Source organism: candidate division WOR-3 bacterium, from assembly GCA_016926475.1.
Taxonomy (GTDB): Bacteria; SDB-A; SDB-A; order SDB-A; family SDB-A; genus JAFGIG01.
In genome coordinates this window covers 1-20,695 of the sequence record JAFGON010000024.1, presented here as the reverse complement: position 1 = coordinate 20,695, position 20,695 = coordinate 1, and the positions used below count along the sequence as shown (strand labels likewise).

Genomic DNA, 20,695 nt, shown 5'->3' with positions numbered 1-20,695 from the left:
CTCTGTCATAATTTTTTCATCTGAATAGAAATTCGAAAGCGTAACCCCGAGGAGCCTGATGCTTCTTTTTCCGGCTTCGGTTTTACGAAGTAAAAAAAGCGCTGTTTTTACAATATCCTCGCTCGAATCGACAGCATCCTCCCTCGTCAGGCTTCTTGTAAGCGTAGTAAAATCGCCGTATCTGACCTTAACGGTCACCGTTTTTCCCTTGAGGTTTTCTTTCTCTGTTCCGTTGAAAACCTTTTCTGAAAGCCTCTCCATCTCCGCGGCGATTTGGTCCATATCGGTCAGGTCCTTCTCGTAAGTCGTCTCGCTTCCGTAGGATTTCCTTTCCCATTCATTTATAACAGGTCTTTCGTCTATTCCCCGGACTATTTCGTAGTAATAAATTCCGGCTTTACCGAAATTTTCCTTCAGTTCTTCGAGGGTTCTTTTTTTCAGGTCTGCGCCATTGTTTATTCCCAGTTTTCTCATGCGATTTTCAGTTGCCACACCGACTCCGTAAAACTTCCTTATGTCGAGGTTTTCCAGAAACTTTTCGGCTTTACCCGGAGGCACAACTGTAAGTCCGTCGGGTTTCTTGAAATCAGACGCGACTTTTGCCAGAAATTTGTTGTAAGAAACCCCCGCTGATGCCGTCAGGCTCGTCTTACTGTGTATCTTTTTCTTGATTTCTCTGGCTATGATCGTCGCCGACGAAATCTCCTTCTTATTATGGGTGACGTCGAGGTACGCCTCGTCCAAAGACATGGGTTCTACGAGGTCGGTGTACTCCCTGAAGATTTCCCTTATCTGCCTTGACACCTTTTCATAGACTCTGAACCTCGGAAGTACAAAAATTCCCTGAGGGCAAAGTCTTTTGGCGGTGTTTGACGGCATTGCCGATCTGACCCCGAATTTCCGGGCTTCGTAGGAACAGGTCGAAACCACGCTCCTCGTCCCCGGAGTACCTCCGACTATGACAGGCTTTCCTCTCAGCGAAGGATCGTCCCTCTGCTCTATCGCCGCGTAATACGCGTCCATGTCTATGTGAATTATCTTCCTCACACCCACCTGTTTACGCGCCGGCTTTCCGGCGTTTTATCAGATGAAGGGGCATACTCCCTTGCTTTGAGTAAAAGCATTCTCCCTCTTTCGTTTCTCGTGTAGAAAACAAAGGCTTTACCTATTCTTTTCGACCAATTTTTGGCATATTTTTTGGCTAAAGTTTTATTTTTACCGAATATTTCCGGGACGTTGTGAAAATCTGTTTTCTTAAACCTCTTGCTTAAAAAAGACAATAATCCCGTGAAATCAGACCTTCTCACCAACAAGTATCTCGGATTTTTAACAACACCGAATATCTCTTCCATACAGTTGAAAAACAAAGTTTTCTCGTAAAGAGTGGCCCCTTTCATTGTCAGGACAACCTCTCCGAACTCCTCCTGAGCGCTGATTTGAATTTTTGAAAAAGGGGTTTTCACAAAACCTTCTCCCCTCAAAGTTTCCAAAACGCATTTACCAACTTGACACATATTCTTTTCAAGGCTGCCATGCTTTATAAAAAGAACAAACGCTTTTACAAAATAATATGACGAAAACAACGCGGAGACAACAATCCCAAATAAAACCACACCAAAACAAAAGGGTGGGGAAATGTGTCTTGAATACAGAAAATCTCTGATTATGAGAAGAAAAAAGAAAATTCCAAAGCCGACCCCTTGAAAAAACAATGCTCTGATAGTTTCGGATAGTATAATACTTTTCAGCCCAGCCACCTTCCGCCAATCTTTTTTCAGAGAAAGCCCCTCTTCCAGAGAAGTTCCCGATTCGAGAGCTTCTTTCCACCTGTTTTCAAGACTATCCCTTTCAAGAGCTTTTTTTAGGCAAAAACCGTTGTATAGTTCATACCCGCGGTTTTTTAAATCGAAATCATCCAGCGCCATTCTCTTTATGCCGTTTCTTATCAAGGGTTTGTCCATGGCTACGCCAGTGAAAGACAAAAAACGCCTTTCAAGGGTTGTAAAATCCTCCCCAAAATCCTCGGAAGTAGGGTCCAAACATGCCAGATGCCAAATATTTGCTGTCTTTCCCGGGTTTTCAGGGTTTATTCTTATCGCTCTTCCCCTCATTTGGTTTGATAGCATATAGGAACCGACATAACTTGCGAGCACAATTGTGTTGATGCAAGGGGCATCCCATCCTTCCCCCAAAAGAGATTGTGTTCCAACGATAACATTTATGTGCCCTTCTTTGAAAATTTTTGTCATGGCTTTAACTGAAAGTTCTTTTGTCTTCCCTTCAAGTTTGAGCTCGACAAATCTTTCGTCGAACGCCGCGGGGCGTATTTTCGATCTGGCGTCTTCGACCCCCTCCTTTTCTAGAAAATGAATTACCGCGGGTGATGCAACCCCTGGAAAGAGGACGAGTTTTCCGCAAAGAACACCCGTTTTCAATCCGATTTCACCTACTCGCCTGAGAGTTTCAAATATTGGAACAACGCCAATTTTGACGAGAGAAGGCTTATCATCCTGTGTTCTCGGTAGATAGGAAAGGCATATAAAATCGGTCAAAATCACCATACGCAGTTTATTCTCAAGCCCTCTGTATTCCATTTGTACTATGTCTGCTATACTCGAGAGTTTACTCGGATTTTTTACAAGCATCTTTTTTATCTTCGGGTTATTCGACAAAAAGATTTTTTTCTTTTCAATCACCCCCAACCTTTCGAGTTCTTTTTTTAACTCCAGAACCGCTTCATATTTGGAAAAATGATTTGTTTTATCCTCGTAAAACACGAAATTGAGAAAAATTTCAAACCATTTCAGGTTGAATCCTGGCAGTCCTCCTTTTCCTCCTGTCAGAATTTTCACGGCATTATCCAGGTTTAATGACTTTGAGGTGCTTGTTGATTTATGTTTCTCGAGATATACAAGCATTGATGTGAGATACCGGGGTTGACCCAGTGATTCGGACATGTTCCTTTCAAAATCCGCTATCCAGGGATGGGAAGCGGCATGTTTGGCAAAATTTTGGTCATTCAGAATCCTGTCTGTCAACTCCCTGATTTTCTCTTTGTAGTCGAGAAGCTTTTTCAGTTGGCTTTGGTCCGGCTTGGAAAGGTAAATGTAATCTTGATGGGCGCAGAGGTCTCCGTTTTTGACAAGTTCCGGAACGGATATCTCGGAGTCTATAGGCCCGCAGAGTCGTGTATACCTCTCCCATTCGAAATAAGTGACATCGTATGGCGGTGTGGCCGTAAGAGCTATTATCCTGCATTTTTTCATCTTTTCTTTGAAATTGAGAAGGCTTTTCCACCATGAGGTCCTTAGATGATGCGCTTCGTCGAGAACGAGAGTTTCAAAATAATTTTCCGGAATGTTTCTCGTTTTGTTTTCTTTAATGAAAGAATGCAGGGACTGGTATGTCTCTGATGTCAAAGGTTTTGGTTCAGCAAGATTCTTTGAAACCAATTTTTGGACTTCTTCCGGGTCTTTTAGAAAAAGATCCGCAAACCTATCTATCCACTGGTCCCTTATAGTCAATGTAGGGGAAAGCACAAGAGCCGGCTTACCGAGTTTTATGATAGTCTCAATTCCGAGGACGGTTTTACCTGATCCCGGAGCGGCGACAACATGAAGGCTGTCGTCTTCCATGTGTCCGTAAAGTTCGTCGAGAACTCTTTTCTGATAAGTTCTCCAGACGAATTTGAAACGGCACAAACTGAAAACACTATTTTCTGTCAGCGGATTTCACCGTAAAAAGACACGCAGTAGAGGTTTTTCGGGACTGGGTTTGTCTGCTCTACCCAAGTACTGCCTCCGTCGGTTGTGTGTAGAATTGCCCCGTGGTTGAATGGAGCGTTGCTCTGACTTCCGACCGCCCAAGCTGTGTTTTTGTCAACAACCGAAATTCTCGTTATGAACTGGTCTGTCACCGGAACATCCTGCTGATCCCATGTCTGGCCTCCGTCAGTGGTCCGAAAAACATTGTTGTAGTCCATCACCACCCATGCGTTATTCTTATCAAAAGCGACCACGCCGTTTGCGTCGTTGCCGGATGATGGTAATGGCGATACGTTCAACCAAGTCTGCCCTCCGTCGGTCGTCCTCATTACAATATACCCGTTTCCTACAGCCCATGCACAGGAAGTGTCAGGCGCGGAAATCGTTATAAGGTAATGACTGTCAACTTCCGTCCCTTGGCCTTGTCTTTGCCATGTAAGGCCTGCATCTGTTGTTCTAAGTATAACACCTTGGTTTTTTCCTATGGCTGTTCCTCCGACAATCCACACAACTTCGTCGTTGAAAACTTTGATTCCGCTAAGAAGGAATTCCTTTCCCTGGGAGTCATTTTTCTGAATCCATGTATTGCCCGCGTCTGAAGTCGAATATATCATGCCGCTATCTCCGCCGCACCAACAGCGGTTTCTATCGAGAGAAAATATGCAACCAGCTTCTACATTCGGAAAAATCTGAGAGTTTCCTTTTCTCTCCCATGTTGAACCTCCGTTTTCAGACATCATCACTAGTCCATACCCTCCCCACAAGCCGCCGACTATCCACACAGTGGACAAATCCAGAGCTTCGATTCCGTTTATGTAAACAGGAGGTATTTCTCCGTGTTCACCGCATCTTGTCCACGGTTCACCGCCGTTCGCAGTTCTAATAACCACCGCGGAGCTGTCACCGTCAGGTACACCCCCAGCCCATCCGAAAAATATTTTCGAGTTGCCTCCAGGGCTTGTCGAACTCGTGCAACCTAAAACAGCACAAAAACACAGGAATCCTGCAAACCTTTTCATTATTCCTCCAGAATTTTACACCCCAAAAATGGTAAATTTGTAATTTTTAGAATTTTTTTAGAAATAATACCAAATCGTCTTGTAGTCTTCGACATCTTCCCCGTCTCTCTGAAGCCTTTTCATGTAGTCGTATATGCTTACATCGGTGTATATGTAGTCGTCAGCGAGGGATATCTTCATCTCCCAGGGATAAAACCTGAAAACTCTTCTGCCGTTGGGCATTATCCCTATCAATTCATGGTCCTGCCCGGCCCTGAGATGCGATTTACCGAGTGAAGGTATGTTGAAAACAGGTTCGTCTGTCCTGACAAGCCCTGGTAGAAGTCTTGCTTCCTCTTTCCTTTCCTGCTGGATTCTCGCTATCGGTACCATAAATTCACCTGTTTCTTCCTTGCCTTTTGTGTTGAAAGTGTAGTAGGGGTCTATACCAAAAAGTTTCAGATTTTTCCTGAGAAAAGCAGTCTCGAATTTTTTGCTCGTGTAATAAGTAAAAACCTGCTGGTTGTAGACGCCAATCCCCGCTTTTCTGATTTTTGTCACAGCTTCAAGGACATCTTCAGTTAATTCTATTGGACTTTCTATGTGGGTTACAACGCAGATCTCAAGTTTACCCGGTTCATGATACTTCTTCAATATCTCCAAAAAACCGTCGTTAATCCTGAAGGGAATGGTGACAGGAGTTCTCGTCCCTATTCTGATCCTCTCCACGTGCTCAATCTTTGCAACTTGCCCTACGAGTCTGTTTAAGTATGAGTTGGGCAGTGTAAGAGGGTCCCCACCCGTTATCAGGACTTCTGTTACGCTTGGATTGTCAGCTATCCATTTGACCGCCATTTCGTTTTTTTCATGTGAAAAAATGACTTCGCCGAGGTTTTTGATCTCCCAATTCCTCTGGCAATACACGCAGATCTGAGGGCACGAATCAAAAGGTTTCAGTATGACGATATTCGGATATCGCCTTGTCACACCGGATATCGGAGAAGTATGTTTTTCTCCCATAAAATCCATATCGACAGAACCTTCAATGTTCTCGATCATTTTTCTGCAGAAAAACACCGTGGGCAGAACCTGAGCCCTGACTGTCCTGTCATAATCCTGCCTGCCCGACGGATTGAACAAAGACAAGTAATAGGGAGTGATTTGAAAAGGGATTCCGTTTTTGACGGCCATCTCCACGCCTTCAAACTCATCCAAACTCAAATCGACTAATTTGACGAGGTTTTCGGTGGTTTTAATAACCCTGGACAGATGCCATTTATAATTTTTCCAGTCTTCCTCCGAACTGTTGAAATATTTTAAAATTCTCCTTTTCATGATTTTCCGATTTTCAACGACATCATCGTCCATACCCGTCTTGAACCTTTCAAAACCATCCCTCATTTGTCTTGCAAACACATCGAGCTTGTGCATTCTCGATTTTACTTTCTTTTCCGGGTCTTGAGTTTTGGTGTATATTTCATCGTAAATGCCGGATTGGAAATTGACTCCTTTTAAAAGATATAGAAATTCAACTAAAAACGCCTGATTGACTTTTTCTATGTCTTTTGTCTCTCCTACCGCCATCCTGTATAAAAGGTTCAGCGCGGAAAATTCAGAGATCTGTTCGTTTTTTGTGCGGAAAATGTTTTTAAGGGCTTTTATGCATTCTTTAGCGTTTTCTATTTCGAGTACGTGAAAATTCTGGTAGACCTTTTCAGAATGCACATTTTCAAGAACATCTTCCTTTTCATTTAGAAAATTCAAAACACCTGTTCGAGCGTCTTCTAAAGTGACCGAATTTTTGAGAATATTCATGAAAACCGGCGCGGTTTCCCAGATACGTTTCAAAACCGAGGAAGAAGTCTCGTTCAATATAATCGAAATACCATCTCTTTTATTCAGGATTCCTCCTGTTATTTTTAGGCTTGATTTATACTGATTTAGATTCTTAGTTATATCTTAATCCTAAATTTTTTCTGGGTCAACCGGCTCTCTCCCGGTGAAAAAAAACAACCCCGAGAGTGTCAGAGCTGCCGTAAGAGAAAACAAAGCTGAAAGAACAACGGCAGTCCAAAGATAGTCGCCTGAAGAGAGGAAAATGCCTTCAGGGGTATAGTCCGGAAACATCGTAAACCTTCCAGACAAAGAGCTTCTATATACTGCATAACTTACAAAAGACACCGGCAAAGTCAGCGAACAAGTTTTCAGACCATCCCAGACAGGCGAAAAACTCTCTCCAAAAAATTCTTTTCTTCTCCGTATAAAAACTCCGGCGACAAAAGACAGTATCAAGTTATGGATAAAAATCGTCTTAAAAAGCAGGGATATGACCAAGGCATAGAGAATGTAGGCCGCTGTGACAGAAGAATTTTCAAGGTAAAAAATATTAGCTCTAAGGCATTTGAAAAAATAAAAATGGAGTAAAAACCCTAATGCGACAAAAGCGGATACAACTACCGCCCAAGAAAACGTGTTAAATACGGCAATACTCGTCACGGAAACTCCAAAAAATAATCCGAGAAACGGAAAAAAAGGATAGAACAACACAGAAAGTTTAAAACCTTGGGTTCGGCTTGTTTTTTTTATCATAAAAACCGCTTTATCCAACCTTTTCGAACCTGCTCTTAATTTCAATTCCAGCCATTTGAAAAATAGCTCCGATAGGGCACATTGCTTCAGCTTGCTCAAGGCATTTTTGCACTTTACTATCGTCTTCTGCTGTATTGATTTTCAAAACGATCCTTGCCCTTTCAATAGTCCTGGCTTCTTTTGGTTTATCTGCTTCCACATCGACCTGTAAAGTCTTATATTTGAGCCTCATTTTCTGAGCGACCATAACATACAGGACATTAACACATCCGGCTAAACCCATTACCACAAGGTCAAGAGGCGTGGGACCAGTGTCGTCTCCTCCGTAATCGGGGGTCTGGTCAGACAGGATTTCGTGCCCTCTTCCGTCATCAATTTTTGTTTTATACTTTTCCAGCCAATGCGATGAAGCTTTCATTTACCCTCCGTTTTTCCTGGTTCTTCAGTCTTTTAAAAGGGTTAAAAATTTATCTTAACCGCCTACCCTGTTTTTTACAACCGGATAATCCTTGAAATTCTTCGGAACCGCCTTTTTTGCCGCGTCAAAAAAACTGTCCGGGTTGATGCCGGCTTTTATTGCAGAAACGTAGAGTTCGGCCAGAGCAAGAAGAAAATCTCTCGGATCCAGCCTGTTCCCATTAATCTCCGCCGCGGTCAACCCTGTCTTAAGCCAGAAGACGTCTTTCTCCTTTTTTAGATTCTCAGCTGATTCGAAAATCATTCCCAGCAGTGTGTTGAGGATTCCTTTTTTTTCGCTAAGGCAATCAAATACTTTTTGCTGGCTTAAATCATCGGAGTTCCTGAAAAACTCGCAAAGTTCGATGTAGAAATCCAAATCGTCTTCATCTGGCGAGTGATACACAAGCGTGCTTTCACTGGATTTATTCTCCATATCCGGTATCTTTTGAAGTATTTCGTCTAAGGTCAAATTCATTTTATTCGTCAGTTGAACAGAATGTGCTTTCTCCAGGAACGAAACCTTCCCCTCGGTTCGTTCATGACCCGTTGGTTGTTTTTGAGTCTCTCCGCAAAAGCCTCATGTCCATTTTTTTCCCTGTTCAATTAGCCACTCATCCATTCCATTGTGCTTTATAAACTCAAGGTTGAATTCAGGCATGTCGCATCACTGGTTCCAGTTTGTTTATCAGTTCTCCCCGAAACAGTAAAGGTATCCGTCACGCGAGCCGATATATATTCTTCTGTCCCAGACAAAAGGCGTAGATTCAAAACCGGTCGTGAACTTGTCCAAAAGAAAGAAATTTAGGTTCGGGGTCCAGGAATACAGAAAAAGCCCGTTGTATGAAGGGACTATCAATTTACTTTCAAACAGCAGCGGCGTGGCGATGCTCGGCCCGATGTAATCTGAGAATACTATTTTCGGAAGGGGGAATTCTGCAAACCCATCAGGGCTGACAGCCTTTTTACCCTCAGGATCAAGTGAATCGTGCTGGACGACATAAACATTGCCGTCAATACCCGTAAAGGCTGCTAAAGCTGGATAACCGTAAGACCTGTATCTGTCGTTTACAGCGCAGGAACCCACGACCCCTCCTCTCCAGTCGGCGAAATTTTTATTTCCGGTGGGAAAAAACCAAACGACAGAGGAATCCGGGGGCTTGGAAGGGTCAAGTTTGAAAACACCCCCTTTTCCGGGTATATATTGTTTTTCAATAGAAACCAGAAGGCATGAATCATAAGTGACCACAGGAGAAGCATCTATGTCGGAGCCTATGAAATAATCCCAGACTATTTCCTTGCTTTCAACGTCAATTCCATAGACATGTCCTGATCCGGCGCAGATATACAGAGTTTTGCCTATTCTCGAGACCGATGATTCTACAACGAGATTACCTCCGTGTTTCTGCCTGTCAGATTCTTCATACAAAAAAATCTCTTTTACGATTTGAGGCTGCGGGATTCCGTCTCGTGTTTCAAGGCGGGTAGGGTCCGGATTCAAAACTGTGAAAATTCCGTTTTCAAGACCTATATAAAACAAACTGTCTATCATAATGCCTGATCCATCCGCGTCTCTGCTGTAGCTATCTGTTCTCTTCACGTTGAATCGCCAGAGTTCTTCCCCGGTAAAAAATGAAACCGCTCTCAGGCTTGGTACAATAGAAGATTGGAGGCTGTTACTCGTCCCCAGCCTGCTCCCCTGAACAATGAAGACCGAATTCACACTGTCTCCGATCCAAGGCATCAAAACAACCGTCCCTGTTCCTTTTATGACGTCGTCGAATCTGTATTGCCAGACCAGTTCTCCTGTTTCAGCCCTGATTTTTTTCAGGTTGTGGTCGAAAGCACCTTGAATTATGTAGTATGTCTCTCCGTGTTTAACCATGAGAGGTTGACCCGTCCATCCGCTTCCGCTCCATCTCCTCTCTCCGCTCGATCCAACTCTCGTAGTCCCTGTTCCGAGGACAGTCTTCCATATAACGTCAAGTCTGTCTGGAGGATTCTCGCCGTAGTAATTCCGGCCTTCTCCTCCAAGAAATGTTCCGTTGATTATTTCAATCTGGTGGGGCGTCTCGGGTTTGATGTTTTCATGGATTGAAGCTTCAAAAGGCATGAGCATTTTTCTGAGAAAAAACAAAAAAAACGAAATCTGGACTATCTTTTCCTTTTTTAACATGTCTTATCATGATAGCATTTCAAAGGAAAGTTTGACAGCGGGAGAATTATGAAACGAAAAGAAACTGCTATAGAAAAATTGTCTTTGAAAATCTTCAACATATGGCAAAAAACATGGCTTCTTCTCACATGCGGCGACGAAGATAATTTTAACACTATGACCGTCGGCTGGGGCAGTTTCGGAACCGTATGGAACAAGCCTTTCGCGCAGATATTCGTGAGGCCCACGAGGCATACATGGAGTTTTTGCAACAATTATCCCTTCTTTACGCTTTGCTCTTTTCCCCAAGAGTTTCAAAATGACCTCTCTTTTTTGGGCTCAAAATCAGGCAAGGACTGCGATAAAATATCTCTGACGAGGCTTCACGTCGAAAAATCAAAAAAAGTTCCTGCTCCTTCTTTTGTAGAAGCTGATCTGGCGATTGAATGCAGGAAAATTTATTGGGGGGACTTGATACCCGGTAATTTTCTCGACGACTATATCCCAAAGTGCTACCCGGAAAAGGATTACCACAGGGTATTTTACGGCGAAATATTACACGTCGAAGCGACCGAGCCCTTTTTTTAGTCTAAATATTTTTTAGCCACTCGACTCTTTTGTAGTTTCGGGTTTTCAATAAAGCCTTTCTCGCCTTTTCATAGAAAAAACGCGCTTTCTGGCTGTCTGTTTTTTTATACAGCAAATACATCTGCGTATAGACTTTTAATTTTCTTTCTTCGTCATTCCTTTTTTTTGCCAATTTCATGGCCTCTTTTAGGTTTTGCAGAGATTCTCTTAACAGTTCTCTTTCTCTGAAGATCAAACCCCAGGAATAGTAATATTCTAGTTTCAAACTTTCAAATTTCACGTCTTCAATTATTTCAAGTGCTTTGTTCATCAACTCTTCAACCCTGTCAACCCCTTCATGCTTTATGGGCAAACCTTCGGTTTTACTTTTTTTTTCTTCAAAGTATGCTCTGTTGATGTAGTATAGAGCTGTAACCTCCTTGTCCTTGCACATACCGACCTGGCTTTCAGCTTTTTTTACGTATATTTCTGCTTTCTGGTATTTTCCGGTTTCCAAAAAGAGGCGTGCGATGAACATCAGAATATCTGTCTGCCCCTCGGGATAATCCTGTTTTCTGCTCAAAACCAGAGCTTTCTTCGCGTAATCAAGAGACTTTTTGTAATTCATCATATCAAATTCGATATCAGCCATTTTCTCCAAAACATAAAACATCCATTTGTAGTCTTGAGACAATTCGAGGTATTTCAAATCATCGTTGTAGTGCTTAATGGCCTTTTCAACGTCTCCTTTTTTCCTGTAGATGTTTCCTAAATTTTCGTTTATTCTCGCCAAAGCCACGTAATCATTTAGCTCCAAAGCATAGGGCAAAGCTTTTTTGGTGAATTCAATCGCTTTTTTTGAAATCCTCATATTGTTGTAACTGTTGCCTAAGTTAATGTAGTTGAAAATAATCTGCTTTTTAAAATTCATTTCAAGAGCGATACCGAGAGATTTTTCAAAACACAAAATCGATTTGCCAATTTTGTTTATGTCGTTATAAACGCATCCCAAATTCATCAAAGAAAGACAAAGCCCCTTGTTGTCGCCGATTTCACGAGTGATCTCTTCCGCTTTTTGATATTCTTCGAGAGCTTTTTCGTATTCACACTTGTAGTGCCGAATAAAACCTATGTTTGAAATTGAAGCGGCGGCAGTTATCTTGTCTCCAGTTTTTACTGCTTTGTTGAAAGCTTCTTCATAATATTTCATCGCGTTCGCGTAGTCGAAACTGAAAATCATGGCTGAAGCTTTTTCCTGCAGAATGCTTGTCTCTATTTTGTCGTCCAGAAAATGACTGTCGAGTTTTTTCAGCTCATTTTCCGCAAGGCCGATCACCTCAAGAGCTTTTTGGGGTTCGTATAGACTTCTGTGGAGAAAGGCTTGGGAAATATAATTTTGTATCCTCTCCCTCTTTTGTATCTGCGAAGAAGTTTTCAGGGCTTTGATGTTTTTCTCCAAAGATTTAAGGGTTTTTCTGAACTCCTTTTCACCTCTCGCGCACCTGGATCTGAATCTGGCTACTTTTGATCCTACCAGAGAATTCTTCGGGGACAATTTTTCAAAAACGGACGTCCAGTGAAGGCTTTTATCGTATTCGCCTGTGTAATAACATAGATTCGCGAGTTCTTTGGCGGCATTCGCTTCCATGGTTTTCGATTTCAGGTGGTCTCTCGCTATTATCAGGGCTCTTTCAAAATGAAAATTCGCCTCTTCGTTCAGATACTTCTCGGCTGATTTAAGACCGGCATCAAACATATAACCATAGGCTTTTCGCCAGTTTTCGGAAAGGTCGAAATGCATAGATACAAGAGAAAGGTTTTCTCTCGTCTTCGTGTTCAGTTTTTTCTCAAAATACCTGGCTATCGCGCCGTGGATATTTTTTTTCTCTTCCGAAATTATTGTCTGGTAGAGTACGTCTTTGTAGAGCGCGTGTGTAAAACAATAAGCAGTTTCACCCCTGTCAATCACGCTCAGAATTCCCGCCTCGACTCCGAGTTTTATTTCTTTTGATACACTTTTTTTCAACACATTTTCCAGCGTCTCGGCTCTGAAATTCATGCCGACCGCGCTTGCCACTTTAAGGCAGTCCTTGGCGCTTTCTCCGATTTTTTCTATTCTCGAGACGATTATTGAAAAGAGATTTTCCGGCAAGTTTTCATTCTTGTAGTTTATCTCCGCGCTCCATGTTCCTTTTTTTTCCGAAATCATTTTTTTGTCTTTAAGATAAAATAGTATCTGCTCAGCGTAGAAAGGATTTCTGTCGGATTTCGCCATGATGGTGTTCAAAAGGCTCTTTTCGATTTTTTTATCTCCCAGCAGTTTTTCGGTAAAAATCTTGAAATAGTTTTCGTTCATGGGTCCAATTTCAATTTTCGCATTTTCAAATGCTTTTATATTTGTGGCTGGAAATTCGTCTTTTCTCGAAGCCATTAAAAAACAAACTTCCGCCCTTGAGTAACCAAGGAGAGAGCTCTGGATAAAATCCAAAACGTCAAAATCCTCCTTTTTAACCCACTGAAAACTGTCAAATACAACACAGAGTTTACCCTGAAAAGATTTCATCAACTCCAAAAGAGCTTCGACTAAATTTTGTTTTCGGATTTCAGGGTTCAGCTTCTTGAACCTCTCGTCACCTGATTCTATGCCGAAAAACATCTCCGACAAAACACCCGCTGAGCTTATTTTATCGTCCGCCGATCGCTCTCCTATGGTTTTTTTAATCTTGAAGACGATTTCGCTGTCGCCGTCGCTTTTTTCAATCGCGCACATACCCCGGACGAGACCGGCAAATGGTTCGAAAGCAGGTCTGTTTTCCTCGGCTCTGGTCTTGAAGGTTTTGTAACCTTTTTTCTCGGCAAACCTCGACAATTCATCCAGAAATCGCGTCTTTCCTATTCCGGGTTCGCCTTTTATCATAATCGAGCAACTGCCCTTTGAAATCATTTCACGAGCCCTTCTGATTTCTTCTTCTCTTCCAAGAAATCGTCCCAAAACGGGAGTTTCAAATATTACACTTTCCGGTCTGTACCTTTTCAGCGGGTATTTTTTGCCTTTCACCCGGACGGATTTCAAACGGGAATAACGAATTTTGTCTTTAGTCATCCTGAATAAATCCTCGGTGACGACAATAGCCCCCTTTTCAAGCCCGTCGAGAATCCTTGAAGTTGTGTTTACGGCATCGCCTATGACCGAATACTTTTTCCTCTTTTTATCTCCGATCATCCCCGCGAAGACAAACCCTGCCCCGGCGCTCGCACAGACAGATATTTGGGCGGATTCATTACAAAGGCGTGTCAATTCCATGGCGAATTTAACCGCCCTTTCACCCTCACCCCCGTAAGCTGTTGGAGCTCCGAAAAGGACGAGTATCCTGCTCCCATTTTTGCGGACGTTGTCCACGCAATTCAACCAGCCTCCAAACTTTTCCGCTGTTTTCTGTGCGATGACTATTATTCTGTTGATGTCTTCATAATCCGGGTTGTCTTCATCGTAACCTTTTATCTGGAAAAACACGCAGGCTACAGACCTGAATTCGCCGAGAGAACTTTTTCTGGATATTTCAATAGGGATGTTTGGGTTAAACTTCTTTTTTCCCGCTATCCTGAATTTCATCTTCAGGTCGGTTTTTCTTGTCATTTTCCTTCTTTCTGCCGATTTAGCAAAGCTTATCAAAGCCTTTTTTTCTCCCGCCTTCGCCATCTCTTTTAAAATATTTCCTGTGAGAAACAGCAGGAGTTTTTCTTGGGTTCCGAGTATGAGCTCTTTCCAGCTCCCTTTGCCCAGAACGATTTTCATAGAAAGAGAAAACTTACCGGCGGAAGTTTCGATGTCCGAGAAGGATTTGATTGTTTTGATCATTTGGGTTGAACACTTTTTTGCCTGGTCCATATTTTCATACTTGACTAATATCGCGTCGCCTATAAACTCGATTATGTCGCCGCCGTGCTTTCTGACCACAGAAAGAATAGACTCGAAACAAGAATCCAAAAGTTCGGTCAGTTCGCCGGTGCCGGAGATTCCCCTTTCGCTGAATTTTTCGCTTAAAGCGGTAAAACCCACGACATCGGCAAAAAGAAGAGCCCCTGGTCTGGTCTTCTTCGCGAAAACAAGGTCAATTTCACCGGGTAGAAAAGGGTTCATGAGATTAGCATATCACATCGGTTGGATTTTTTGTCTGAAAATCATTCACCTTGCCAGAACCTTTTCAAAACCGTACGGAGTTCTTTCTCAGACGACACAACTTTGTAATTGGACCACTCCTTCGGAAAAAGAGACAGATATTTATCGCTTGAAAACCTCGCGTCGATTAGCACAATGACACCTTTGTCGTTTTCGGTTCTAATAACCCTTCCGGCTGCTTGAAGTACTTTGTTCATCCCCGGGTAGGTGTAGGCAAAGTCAAAACCAGCTTCCCTTTCCCTTTCAAAATACTCCCTAACAATCTCGAGCTCAAAACAAATCTTCGGCAATCCGACACCAACAATAACGGCTCCGGATAGCCTGTCGCCATGAAGGTCTATTCCCTCAGAGAAGACGCCTCCCATCACAGCGAACCCAAGAAGTCCTTCTTTTCTCGATTTTGAGAATTTGTTTAAAAAACTCTGCCTCTGCTTTTCTGTCATCATTGAACTCTGACAAGCGATTTTGACGTCCGGATACTCTAACCGGAAAGACTCGATCGCCTTTTCAAGATACGCGTAAGAAGGGAAGTAAGCCATGTAGTTGCCCTTTTTAGACATAAATGTCTCGTGGATCACCGAACAGACTTCAGACAGACTGAAATTTCTGGAAGAATACTTTGTCGAGATATAAGGCGTAAGGCACAGGGACAGATTTTCCTCTGGAAACGGCGATTCGAGTTCGAGCTCCAAAGAGTTTGCGTCTCCGCCTAAAATGTCCCTGTAATACTCCATGGGTTTCATCGTCGCGGAAAAGAAAATGCTCGACCTCCCTTTTTTCAAAACTTTTCTCAAATTCCTGGAAGGGTCGAGACAAAACTGCTTTATCACTACGTCATTTCCTACGGCTTTGATATACGTGACGTAGTTCGAACCGTATAAATCGAATATTTTCAAGTAGGTCTGGACGTCAAAATAAAGTTTCAAAATCTCATTGTAATGTTTTTTTCCGTAATTTTCTTTCATCCAAAAAGCCATCCACTCCGAAAACGACTGCAGAACAGGGATAATTTCATCAAGGGGTTTGCTCTGAATCCAGAATCCCTCTTCGGGAATTTTAGATAATATCAATTCAAAAAAATTTTCGACTTCTTCAAAGGAATCCTCCGCTAAATAATCGGACAGAAGATATTTTTTCTCCGAAAACATAGACCTTTTGAGCTGAGCGGAATACATATCTCTCGCCCTGTCAGGAAGGTTGTGGGCTTCGTCAATCAGAAAGACAAAATCGCCTGAATCTTCCAAAAAATAACGCCTCAAAAATACGTTGGGATCGAAAAGGTAGTTGTAATCGCAGACGATAAAGTCGCAATGCCTTGATATGTCGAGGGAGAACTCAAAAGGGCAGATACCGTGTATCTTCGCGTACTTCTCGATTTCCTCGCTCGTCAGCAGGTCTTCATTCATCAGAGCTTCGACAATCGCCGTTTTGACCCTCCCGTAATAACCCTTGGCGTAAGGACAGTGATCTACGTCGCATACATCCAGCCCCAAAAAGCATATCTTTGACTTCGCCGTTATAGAAACGCTCTTCAGCGACATCCCTTTTTGTGAAAAAAGTCTCAGCGTGTTCTGGGCAACTTCCCTCGTCGTAGTCTTCGCCGTGAGATAAAAAACCTTTTCGGCGTGATCTGCTCCGAGGGATTTAAGAGAGGGGAAAATCGTCGCCGCGGTCTTTCCTATTCCGGTAGGAGCCCTGACAAAGAGCGTCTTTGAGTTCTCCACGGCTTCAAAGACCGCAAAAAACATCTCTTCCTGCCCTTTTCTGAACGTATCGTGAGGGAAGCTAACTTCAGAAAGGGATTTGTCCCGTTCATTTCTTCTTTTCTCCAAAAACAAAAGCCACTTGAAGTATTTTTCGAACATCTCAAAAAAGTCGTTTTCAAGCTCCGAATGGCTGAAAAGAAATTTTTTCTGCTCGATTTTCCTTTCTTCGTCTATATACACAAGTTTGACTGATATATTACTCTCGCCGTAAATTTTGGAATACATGAAGGCGTAGCATTTAGCCTGCGCGAGATGCTTTTGTATTTCATAATCACCTCTGCCGGACATCTCGCCCGTTTTAATCTCTTCCACTGTTGTGATGCCGTCTTCCGTCAACAGGCCATCGGCTTTTCCCTTGATGGTGAATTCTCTTCCCTCGTATACAAAATCCAGTTTCAGATATTTCTCTGACTCGTAATCACCGCTTTCCGACATACTGGCCTGGCGTTCTCTGTGGATTTCGCCACCAACCCTGGTTTTTTCCATGCTCTTGAAGTTCGACTCCAGATCGTTATCGCAAAAAACGAAATTTACAAGTTCACCAACCGAGATTTCCAAAAAACTCCTTTCTGGTGTCATTCTGGTTCTACAAACTTAAGACAATTTATGATAAAATAAAAAGCGTCCGCAAAAAAGGTTATCAATAATAATAAATTCTCACAAGGAAAAGGAGAGGTCATGGCGCTTAGATTTTCAAAGATTTCTTCGAGCATCAAAAGGTCGGAAATTAGAGAGCTTCTCAGTATGACGAGAAAACCCGGCATAATATCCTTTGGCGGAGGCCTCCCGGATTCAAAGCTTTTTCCGACAAAAGACATTACGGAAATAACCGAAAAGGTTTTAAGAGAAAAAGGGTATCTCGCCCTGCAATACGGACCGACTCCAGGAGAGGGAGAGATGCTTTCCTCCCTCGTCAAATTCATGGCAGACTTCGGCGAAAAGGCCACCGAAGAAGAGATCTGCGTGACCTCTTCCTCCCAGCAGGGTTTGGATTTATTATCCCGCCTCTTTTTGGACGAAAACACGCCCGTCATAATGGAATTGCCGTCTTATCTCGGCGCCATACAGGCTTTCAGGCGCGACATGGCGAATATGGTCGGAATCAAAATGGATTTCGGCGGAATGGAAATAGACACTCTGGAAAAGGTCGTCGACGAACTCGAGAAGAAAAATACTTCTCCGGCTTTCATATACACTATACCCGATTTTCAAAACCCTTCAGGCATCACGATGACGCTTGAAAGAAGAAAAGAACTTTTAAAATTCACAAAAGAAAGGGACATTCTCATTGTCGAAGACTCTCCATACAGAGAGCTCAGCTTCACAGGAAATGTATTACCCAGCCTTTGGACATTGTCGGAAGGCAATGGAGTCGTTCTTCTCAAGACTTTTTCAAAAATGCTGTTCCCGGGAATGAGAATGGGCTGGATAACAGCCCAAAAAGAACTTATAGACAAAATAGTGATGCTCAAGCAATCCGTGGACCTCTGCACCCCGTCGTTTACCCAGCTGATACTCTCCCATTTCATATCACAGGGAAAAATGGAGGAGACCATAAAAAAAGCCATTGAAGTTTACAGACCCAAAAACAAGGCGATGATCTCTTCTCTGGAAAATAACATGCCGGACGGTGTTATATGGTCGAAACCCGACGGAGGAATGTTCCTGTGGGTCATACTCCCTGAGCGAATAGACGCCCAGCAAATCTTCTACAAGGCGGTCGAAAAAAACGTCGCCTTTATAACAGGACAGCCCTTTCACTGTGATTCCTCGGGTAAAAACACTTTAAGGCTCAACTACTCTTTCCCTTCGATAGAACAGATTGAAAAAGGGATAAAAATTCTCTCCGAAGTAGTGAAGGAACATTTATGAAAAAAATCCCGCTCTTCCTCTTCTTTGTTGTGGTTTTCTCGCAACCAGCCCCGGCGCAAAAGAGAGTTGCGCTGACTATAGACGACTTGCCTTTCACCTACACCAGAGGCTTGACAAGAGAACAGAAGCACGATTATTTCATCCGAATCCTCGACACACTCGATTCCAGAAACGTCAAGGTCATGGGGTTCACAGTGACCTCAACTATCAACGGTTTCGCCCTCGAACTTATGAACGAATTCGTCAACAGGGGGCACTCCATCGGAAACCACACCCATTCCCACCGCGATCTCGACGACGTCTCGGCGGAAGAATACATTGAAGATTTCTTGATCTGCGACTCCCTTCTGACAACTCTTTTCGGCAAAAGGCCGGAATATTTCAGGTATCCCTGCCTGAGCATGGGCGACACCCCAGAAAAAAGGGACTCTGTTCTACAAGCTCTGAGAAGAAACGGTTATACGGTCGCTCCGGTGACAATAGACAACGACGATTGGAAGTTCAACAAGACTTTCGTCGATGCCCTGCCTTCCGGTGACACTGTATTTCTGGATTCTGTCAAAAGGGAGTACATTTCTCACATCGAAGAGAGGATTTTGGCAAACGATAGTTTTTACACGAAAAAATATGACAGGGACGTACCGCTTGTCATGCTTTTGCACATGAACTATATCAACTCTTTCGTCTTAGGAGAGATAATAGACATTTTTTTGGAAGACGGTTGGAATTTCATACCTCTCGAAGAAGCCCTCGCCGACACGGTCTATTTGAAATATTCCAGGTATTCCGGCGAAATTGTAAAATGACGAGTATAACTTTTGTCAGACACGGACAGAGCAAGGCGAACCTCGAAGGAAGAATACAGGGGCAGAGCGAATCCGTTTTAAGCGAACTCGGTGTCCAGCAGTCGCGCTCTCTCGCTTTTCATTTTGCCAAAACGGGACATGTTTTCGACCTCGTCTATTCGAGCCCCCTGCAGAGGGCTCTTCAGACGGCGATTATAGTCGCAAAAGATCTGGGTCTGGATATAATCCAATCTGACTTTATAAAAGAGATGAACCTCGGCTTTTGGGAGAGCAAGCCAATCCAAGACATTCAAAAAGAGAACCCGCTTGAATTCAGGAATTTCAACTTCAGACCCGACCTTTTCCAAATCGCGGGAGGTGAGACTTTTGAATGCGTCCAGAAAAGGGCGGTATCATTTCTTAATCATGTCATTGACAAGCATTCCGGGAAAAAAATTCTGGTCTTTTCCCACGGTGTCTTGATAAGAACCGCCTCCGCCTGGGTTAAAAATATTCCGATAAGAAATGTCTGGGACCTTGGAAAACTCGAAAACACTGCTCTCACAAAAATCATCCACGACGGAAATGGTTTCAGGCTTTCGGAATTCGGTGAAACGCCCCACTCGGCTTTTTGGGAAAAGGAGAAAATATGTTTGAACTGACCCTTTTAAGGCACGGTGAGAGTTTTTGGAACAAGGAAAACCGGTTTACGGGTTGGACGGACATCGACCTCTCCGAAAAAGGAATTTTTGAGGCTCATACTGCCGGTAAAAAACTCAAGGAAAAAGGTTTTACCTTCGACATCGCCTACACTTCGGTTTTGAGAAGGGCTATAAGGACTCTGTGGATAACTCTCGACGAGATGGATTTGATGTGGATACCTGTGGAAAGGTTCTGGCGGCTCAACGAACGCCACTACGGCGCACTTCAGGGTTTGAACAAATCGGAGATGGCTCAGAAATTCGGCGAGGAGCAGGTCCACGTCTGGCGTAGGAGTTACGCGATTCAGCCCCCCGCGCTTACAAAAGACGACTCAAGATACCCGGGCAACGACCCCCGATACAGAGACCTCGATGAAAAAGACCTGCCCCTGACAGAGTGCCTGAAAGACACTGTCCAGAGGTTTCTGCCCCTATGGCACGAAATTATTTCACCGACGGTCAAAAGCGGGAAAAAGGTCATAATAGCCGCCCACGGCAACAGTTTAAGGGCGCTTGTAAAGTTTTTGGACGACGTCCCGGAAGAGGAAATAGTGTCTCTGAATATTCCGACCGGCATACCACTTATATACGAACTCGACGACGAACTCAAACCCATAAAGCACTACTATCTTGCATCGGAAGAAGAACTCACCTCGGCAGAGCAGAAAGTAAAAAATCAGGGAAAAGCGTAAACGAATACTTTATGCAATTTTTCCCTATTTATTATTTGTAATATAAAAAATCTGATATTTTAATAAAATTATAAGATGAGGTGCTTATGAAGAGTAAATATACAATGGAATATTGGATTGATAATAACTGGTATGTGGGAAGAATAATCGAAATCCCCGGTTTATTTTCT

General features: G+C 43.1%; 15 protein-coding genes. 5 read left to right on the top strand and 10 right to left on the bottom strand.

Going from position 1 to position 20,695, the window contains the following annotated elements; genetic code table 11:
* The 8 genes from dinB to JXA84_02480 all read right to left on the bottom strand — a co-directional run.
* A partial coding sequence (gene dinB, locus JXA84_02515) for a DNA polymerase IV (GenBank protein MBN1150076.1) occupies positions 1 to 1,053 on the bottom strand: 1,053 nt, incomplete at its 3' end.
* Positions 1,044 to 3,701 carry a DEAD/DEAH box helicase family protein gene (locus JXA84_02510; protein ID MBN1150075.1) on the bottom strand — a complete coding sequence of 886 codons (2,658 nt, stop codon included), beginning with the start codon at positions 3,699 to 3,701 and terminating at the stop codon, positions 1,044 to 1,046. The genes JXA84_02510 and dinB, both read right to left, overlap by 10 nt.
* 20 nt (positions 3,702 to 3,721) lie before the next feature.
* Positions 3,722 to 4,783, bottom strand: a complete 1,062-nt coding sequence (locus tag JXA84_02505; protein ID MBN1150074.1) for a hypothetical protein — start codon at positions 4,781 to 4,783, stop codon at positions 3,722 to 3,724.
* 57 nt (positions 4,784 to 4,840) lie between these two features.
* Positions 4,841 to 6,610, bottom strand: coding sequence for a KamA family radical SAM protein (locus tag JXA84_02500; protein ID MBN1150073.1), 1,770 nt, complete (start codon positions 6,608 to 6,610; stop codon positions 4,841 to 4,843).
* 117 nt (positions 6,611 to 6,727) lie between these two features.
* The gene (locus tag JXA84_02495; protein ID MBN1150072.1) at positions 6,728 to 7,351 is read right to left on the bottom strand and encodes a hypothetical protein; all 624 of its coding nucleotides are present in this window, start codon (positions 7,349 to 7,351) and stop codon (positions 6,728 to 6,730) included.
* A 10-nt stretch (positions 7,352 to 7,361) separates the two neighbouring features.
* A complete protein-coding gene (locus tag JXA84_02490) occupies positions 7,362 to 7,769 on the bottom strand; it encodes an OsmC family protein (GenBank protein ID MBN1150071.1) in 408 nt (135 codons plus the stop codon).
* Positions 7,770 to 7,823: 54 nt separating this feature from the next.
* Positions 7,824 to 8,285: a hypothetical protein gene (locus tag JXA84_02485; GenBank protein ID MBN1150070.1), complete on the bottom strand. Its 462-nt coding sequence runs from the start codon at positions 8,283 to 8,285 to the stop codon at positions 7,824 to 7,826.
* A gap of 210 nt (positions 8,286 to 8,495) precedes the next feature.
* Entirely contained in the window at positions 8,496 to 9,926 is a 1,431-nt protein-coding gene (locus JXA84_02480; GenBank protein ID MBN1150069.1) for a hypothetical protein, read from the bottom strand.
* Positions 9,927 to 10,031: 105 nt separating this feature from the next.
* On the opposite strand from JXA84_02480, the gene JXA84_02475 reads away from it, so the two are divergent.
* Positions 10,032 to 10,550 carry a flavin reductase family protein gene (locus JXA84_02475; protein ID MBN1150068.1) on the top strand — a complete coding sequence of 173 codons (519 nt, stop codon included), beginning with the start codon at positions 10,032 to 10,034 and terminating at the stop codon, positions 10,548 to 10,550.
* A 1-nt stretch (position 10,551) separates the two neighbouring features.
* Here JXA84_02475 and JXA84_02470 read toward each other — a convergent pair whose 3' ends face one another.
* Both JXA84_02470 and JXA84_02465 read right to left on the bottom strand, forming a co-directional pair.
* The gene (locus JXA84_02470) at positions 10,552 to 14,670 is read right to left on the bottom strand and encodes a tetratricopeptide repeat protein (GenBank protein ID MBN1150067.1); all 4,119 of its coding nucleotides are present in this window, start codon (positions 14,668 to 14,670) and stop codon (positions 10,552 to 10,554) included.
* A 41-nt stretch (positions 14,671 to 14,711) separates the two neighbouring features.
* Entirely contained in the window at positions 14,712 to 17,033 is a 2,322-nt protein-coding gene (locus tag JXA84_02465; protein ID MBN1150066.1) for a DEAD/DEAH box helicase family protein, read from the bottom strand.
* Between the two features lie 120 nt (positions 17,034 to 17,153).
* On the opposite strand from JXA84_02465, the gene JXA84_02460 reads away from it, so the two are divergent.
* From JXA84_02460 to gpmA, 4 genes are read left to right on the top strand one after another with little or no spacing between them, the layout of a single operon-like run.
* A complete protein-coding gene (locus JXA84_02460; protein MBN1150065.1) occupies positions 17,154 to 18,347 on the top strand; it encodes a PLP-dependent aminotransferase family protein in 1,194 nt (397 codons plus the stop codon).
* Positions 18,344 to 19,153, top strand: a complete 810-nt coding sequence (locus JXA84_02455) for a polysaccharide deacetylase family protein (GenBank protein ID MBN1150064.1) — start codon at positions 18,344 to 18,346, stop codon at positions 19,151 to 19,153. The genes JXA84_02460 and JXA84_02455 overlap by 4 nt, the downstream gene beginning before the upstream one ends.
* Positions 19,150 to 19,794 (top strand): histidine phosphatase family protein, encoded by a 645-nt coding sequence (locus tag JXA84_02450; protein MBN1150063.1) that lies wholly within the window; start codon positions 19,150 to 19,152, stop codon positions 19,792 to 19,794. The genes JXA84_02455 and JXA84_02450 overlap by 4 nt, the downstream gene beginning before the upstream one ends.
* The gene (gene gpmA / locus JXA84_02445; protein MBN1150062.1) at positions 19,782 to 20,525 is read left to right on the top strand and encodes a 2,3-diphosphoglycerate-dependent phosphoglycerate mutase; all 744 of its coding nucleotides are present in this window, start codon (positions 19,782 to 19,784) and stop codon (positions 20,523 to 20,525) included. Before JXA84_02450 ends, gpmA begins: the two co-directional genes overlap by 13 nt.
* Positions 20,526 to 20,695 lie beyond the last annotated feature (170 nt).

Bases quoted from the DNA above. Each gene is read 5' to 3' on its own strand.
- JXA84_02505 (MBN1150074.1), bottom strand. From the start codon at position 4,783: ATGAAAAGGTTTGCAGGATTCCTGTGTTTTTGTGCTGTTTTAGGTTGC.
- JXA84_02495 (MBN1150072.1), bottom strand. From the start codon at position 7,351: ATGATAAAAAAAACAAGCCGAACCCAAGGTTTTAAACTTTCTGTGTTG.
- JXA84_02490 (MBN1150071.1), bottom strand. From the start codon at position 7,769: ATGAAAGCTTCATCGCATTGGCTGGAAAAGTATAAAACAAAAATTGAT.
- JXA84_02485 (MBN1150070.1), bottom strand. From the start codon at position 8,285: ATGAATTTGACCTTAGACGAAATACTTCAAAAGATACCGGATATGGAG.
- JXA84_02480 (MBN1150069.1), bottom strand. From the start codon at position 9,926: ATGCTCATGCCTTTTGAAGCTTCAATCCATGAAAACATCAAACCCGAG.
- JXA84_02475 (MBN1150068.1), top strand. From the start codon at position 10,032: ATGAAACGAAAAGAAACTGCTATAGAAAAATTGTCTTTGAAAATCTTC.
- JXA84_02470 (MBN1150067.1), bottom strand. From the start codon at position 14,670: ATGAACCCTTTTCTACCCGGTGAAATTGACCTTGTTTTCGCGAAGAAG.
- JXA84_02460 (MBN1150065.1), top strand. From the start codon at position 17,154: ATGGCGCTTAGATTTTCAAAGATTTCTTCGAGCATCAAAAGGTCGGAA.
- JXA84_02455 (MBN1150064.1), top strand. From the start codon at position 18,344: ATGAAAAAAATCCCGCTCTTCCTCTTCTTTGTTGTGGTTTTCTCGCAA.
- JXA84_02450 (MBN1150063.1), top strand. From the start codon at position 19,150: ATGACGAGTATAACTTTTGTCAGACACGGACAGAGCAAGGCGAACCTC.
- gpmA (MBN1150062.1), top strand. From the start codon at position 19,782: ATGTTTGAACTGACCCTTTTAAGGCACGGTGAGAGTTTTTGGAACAAG.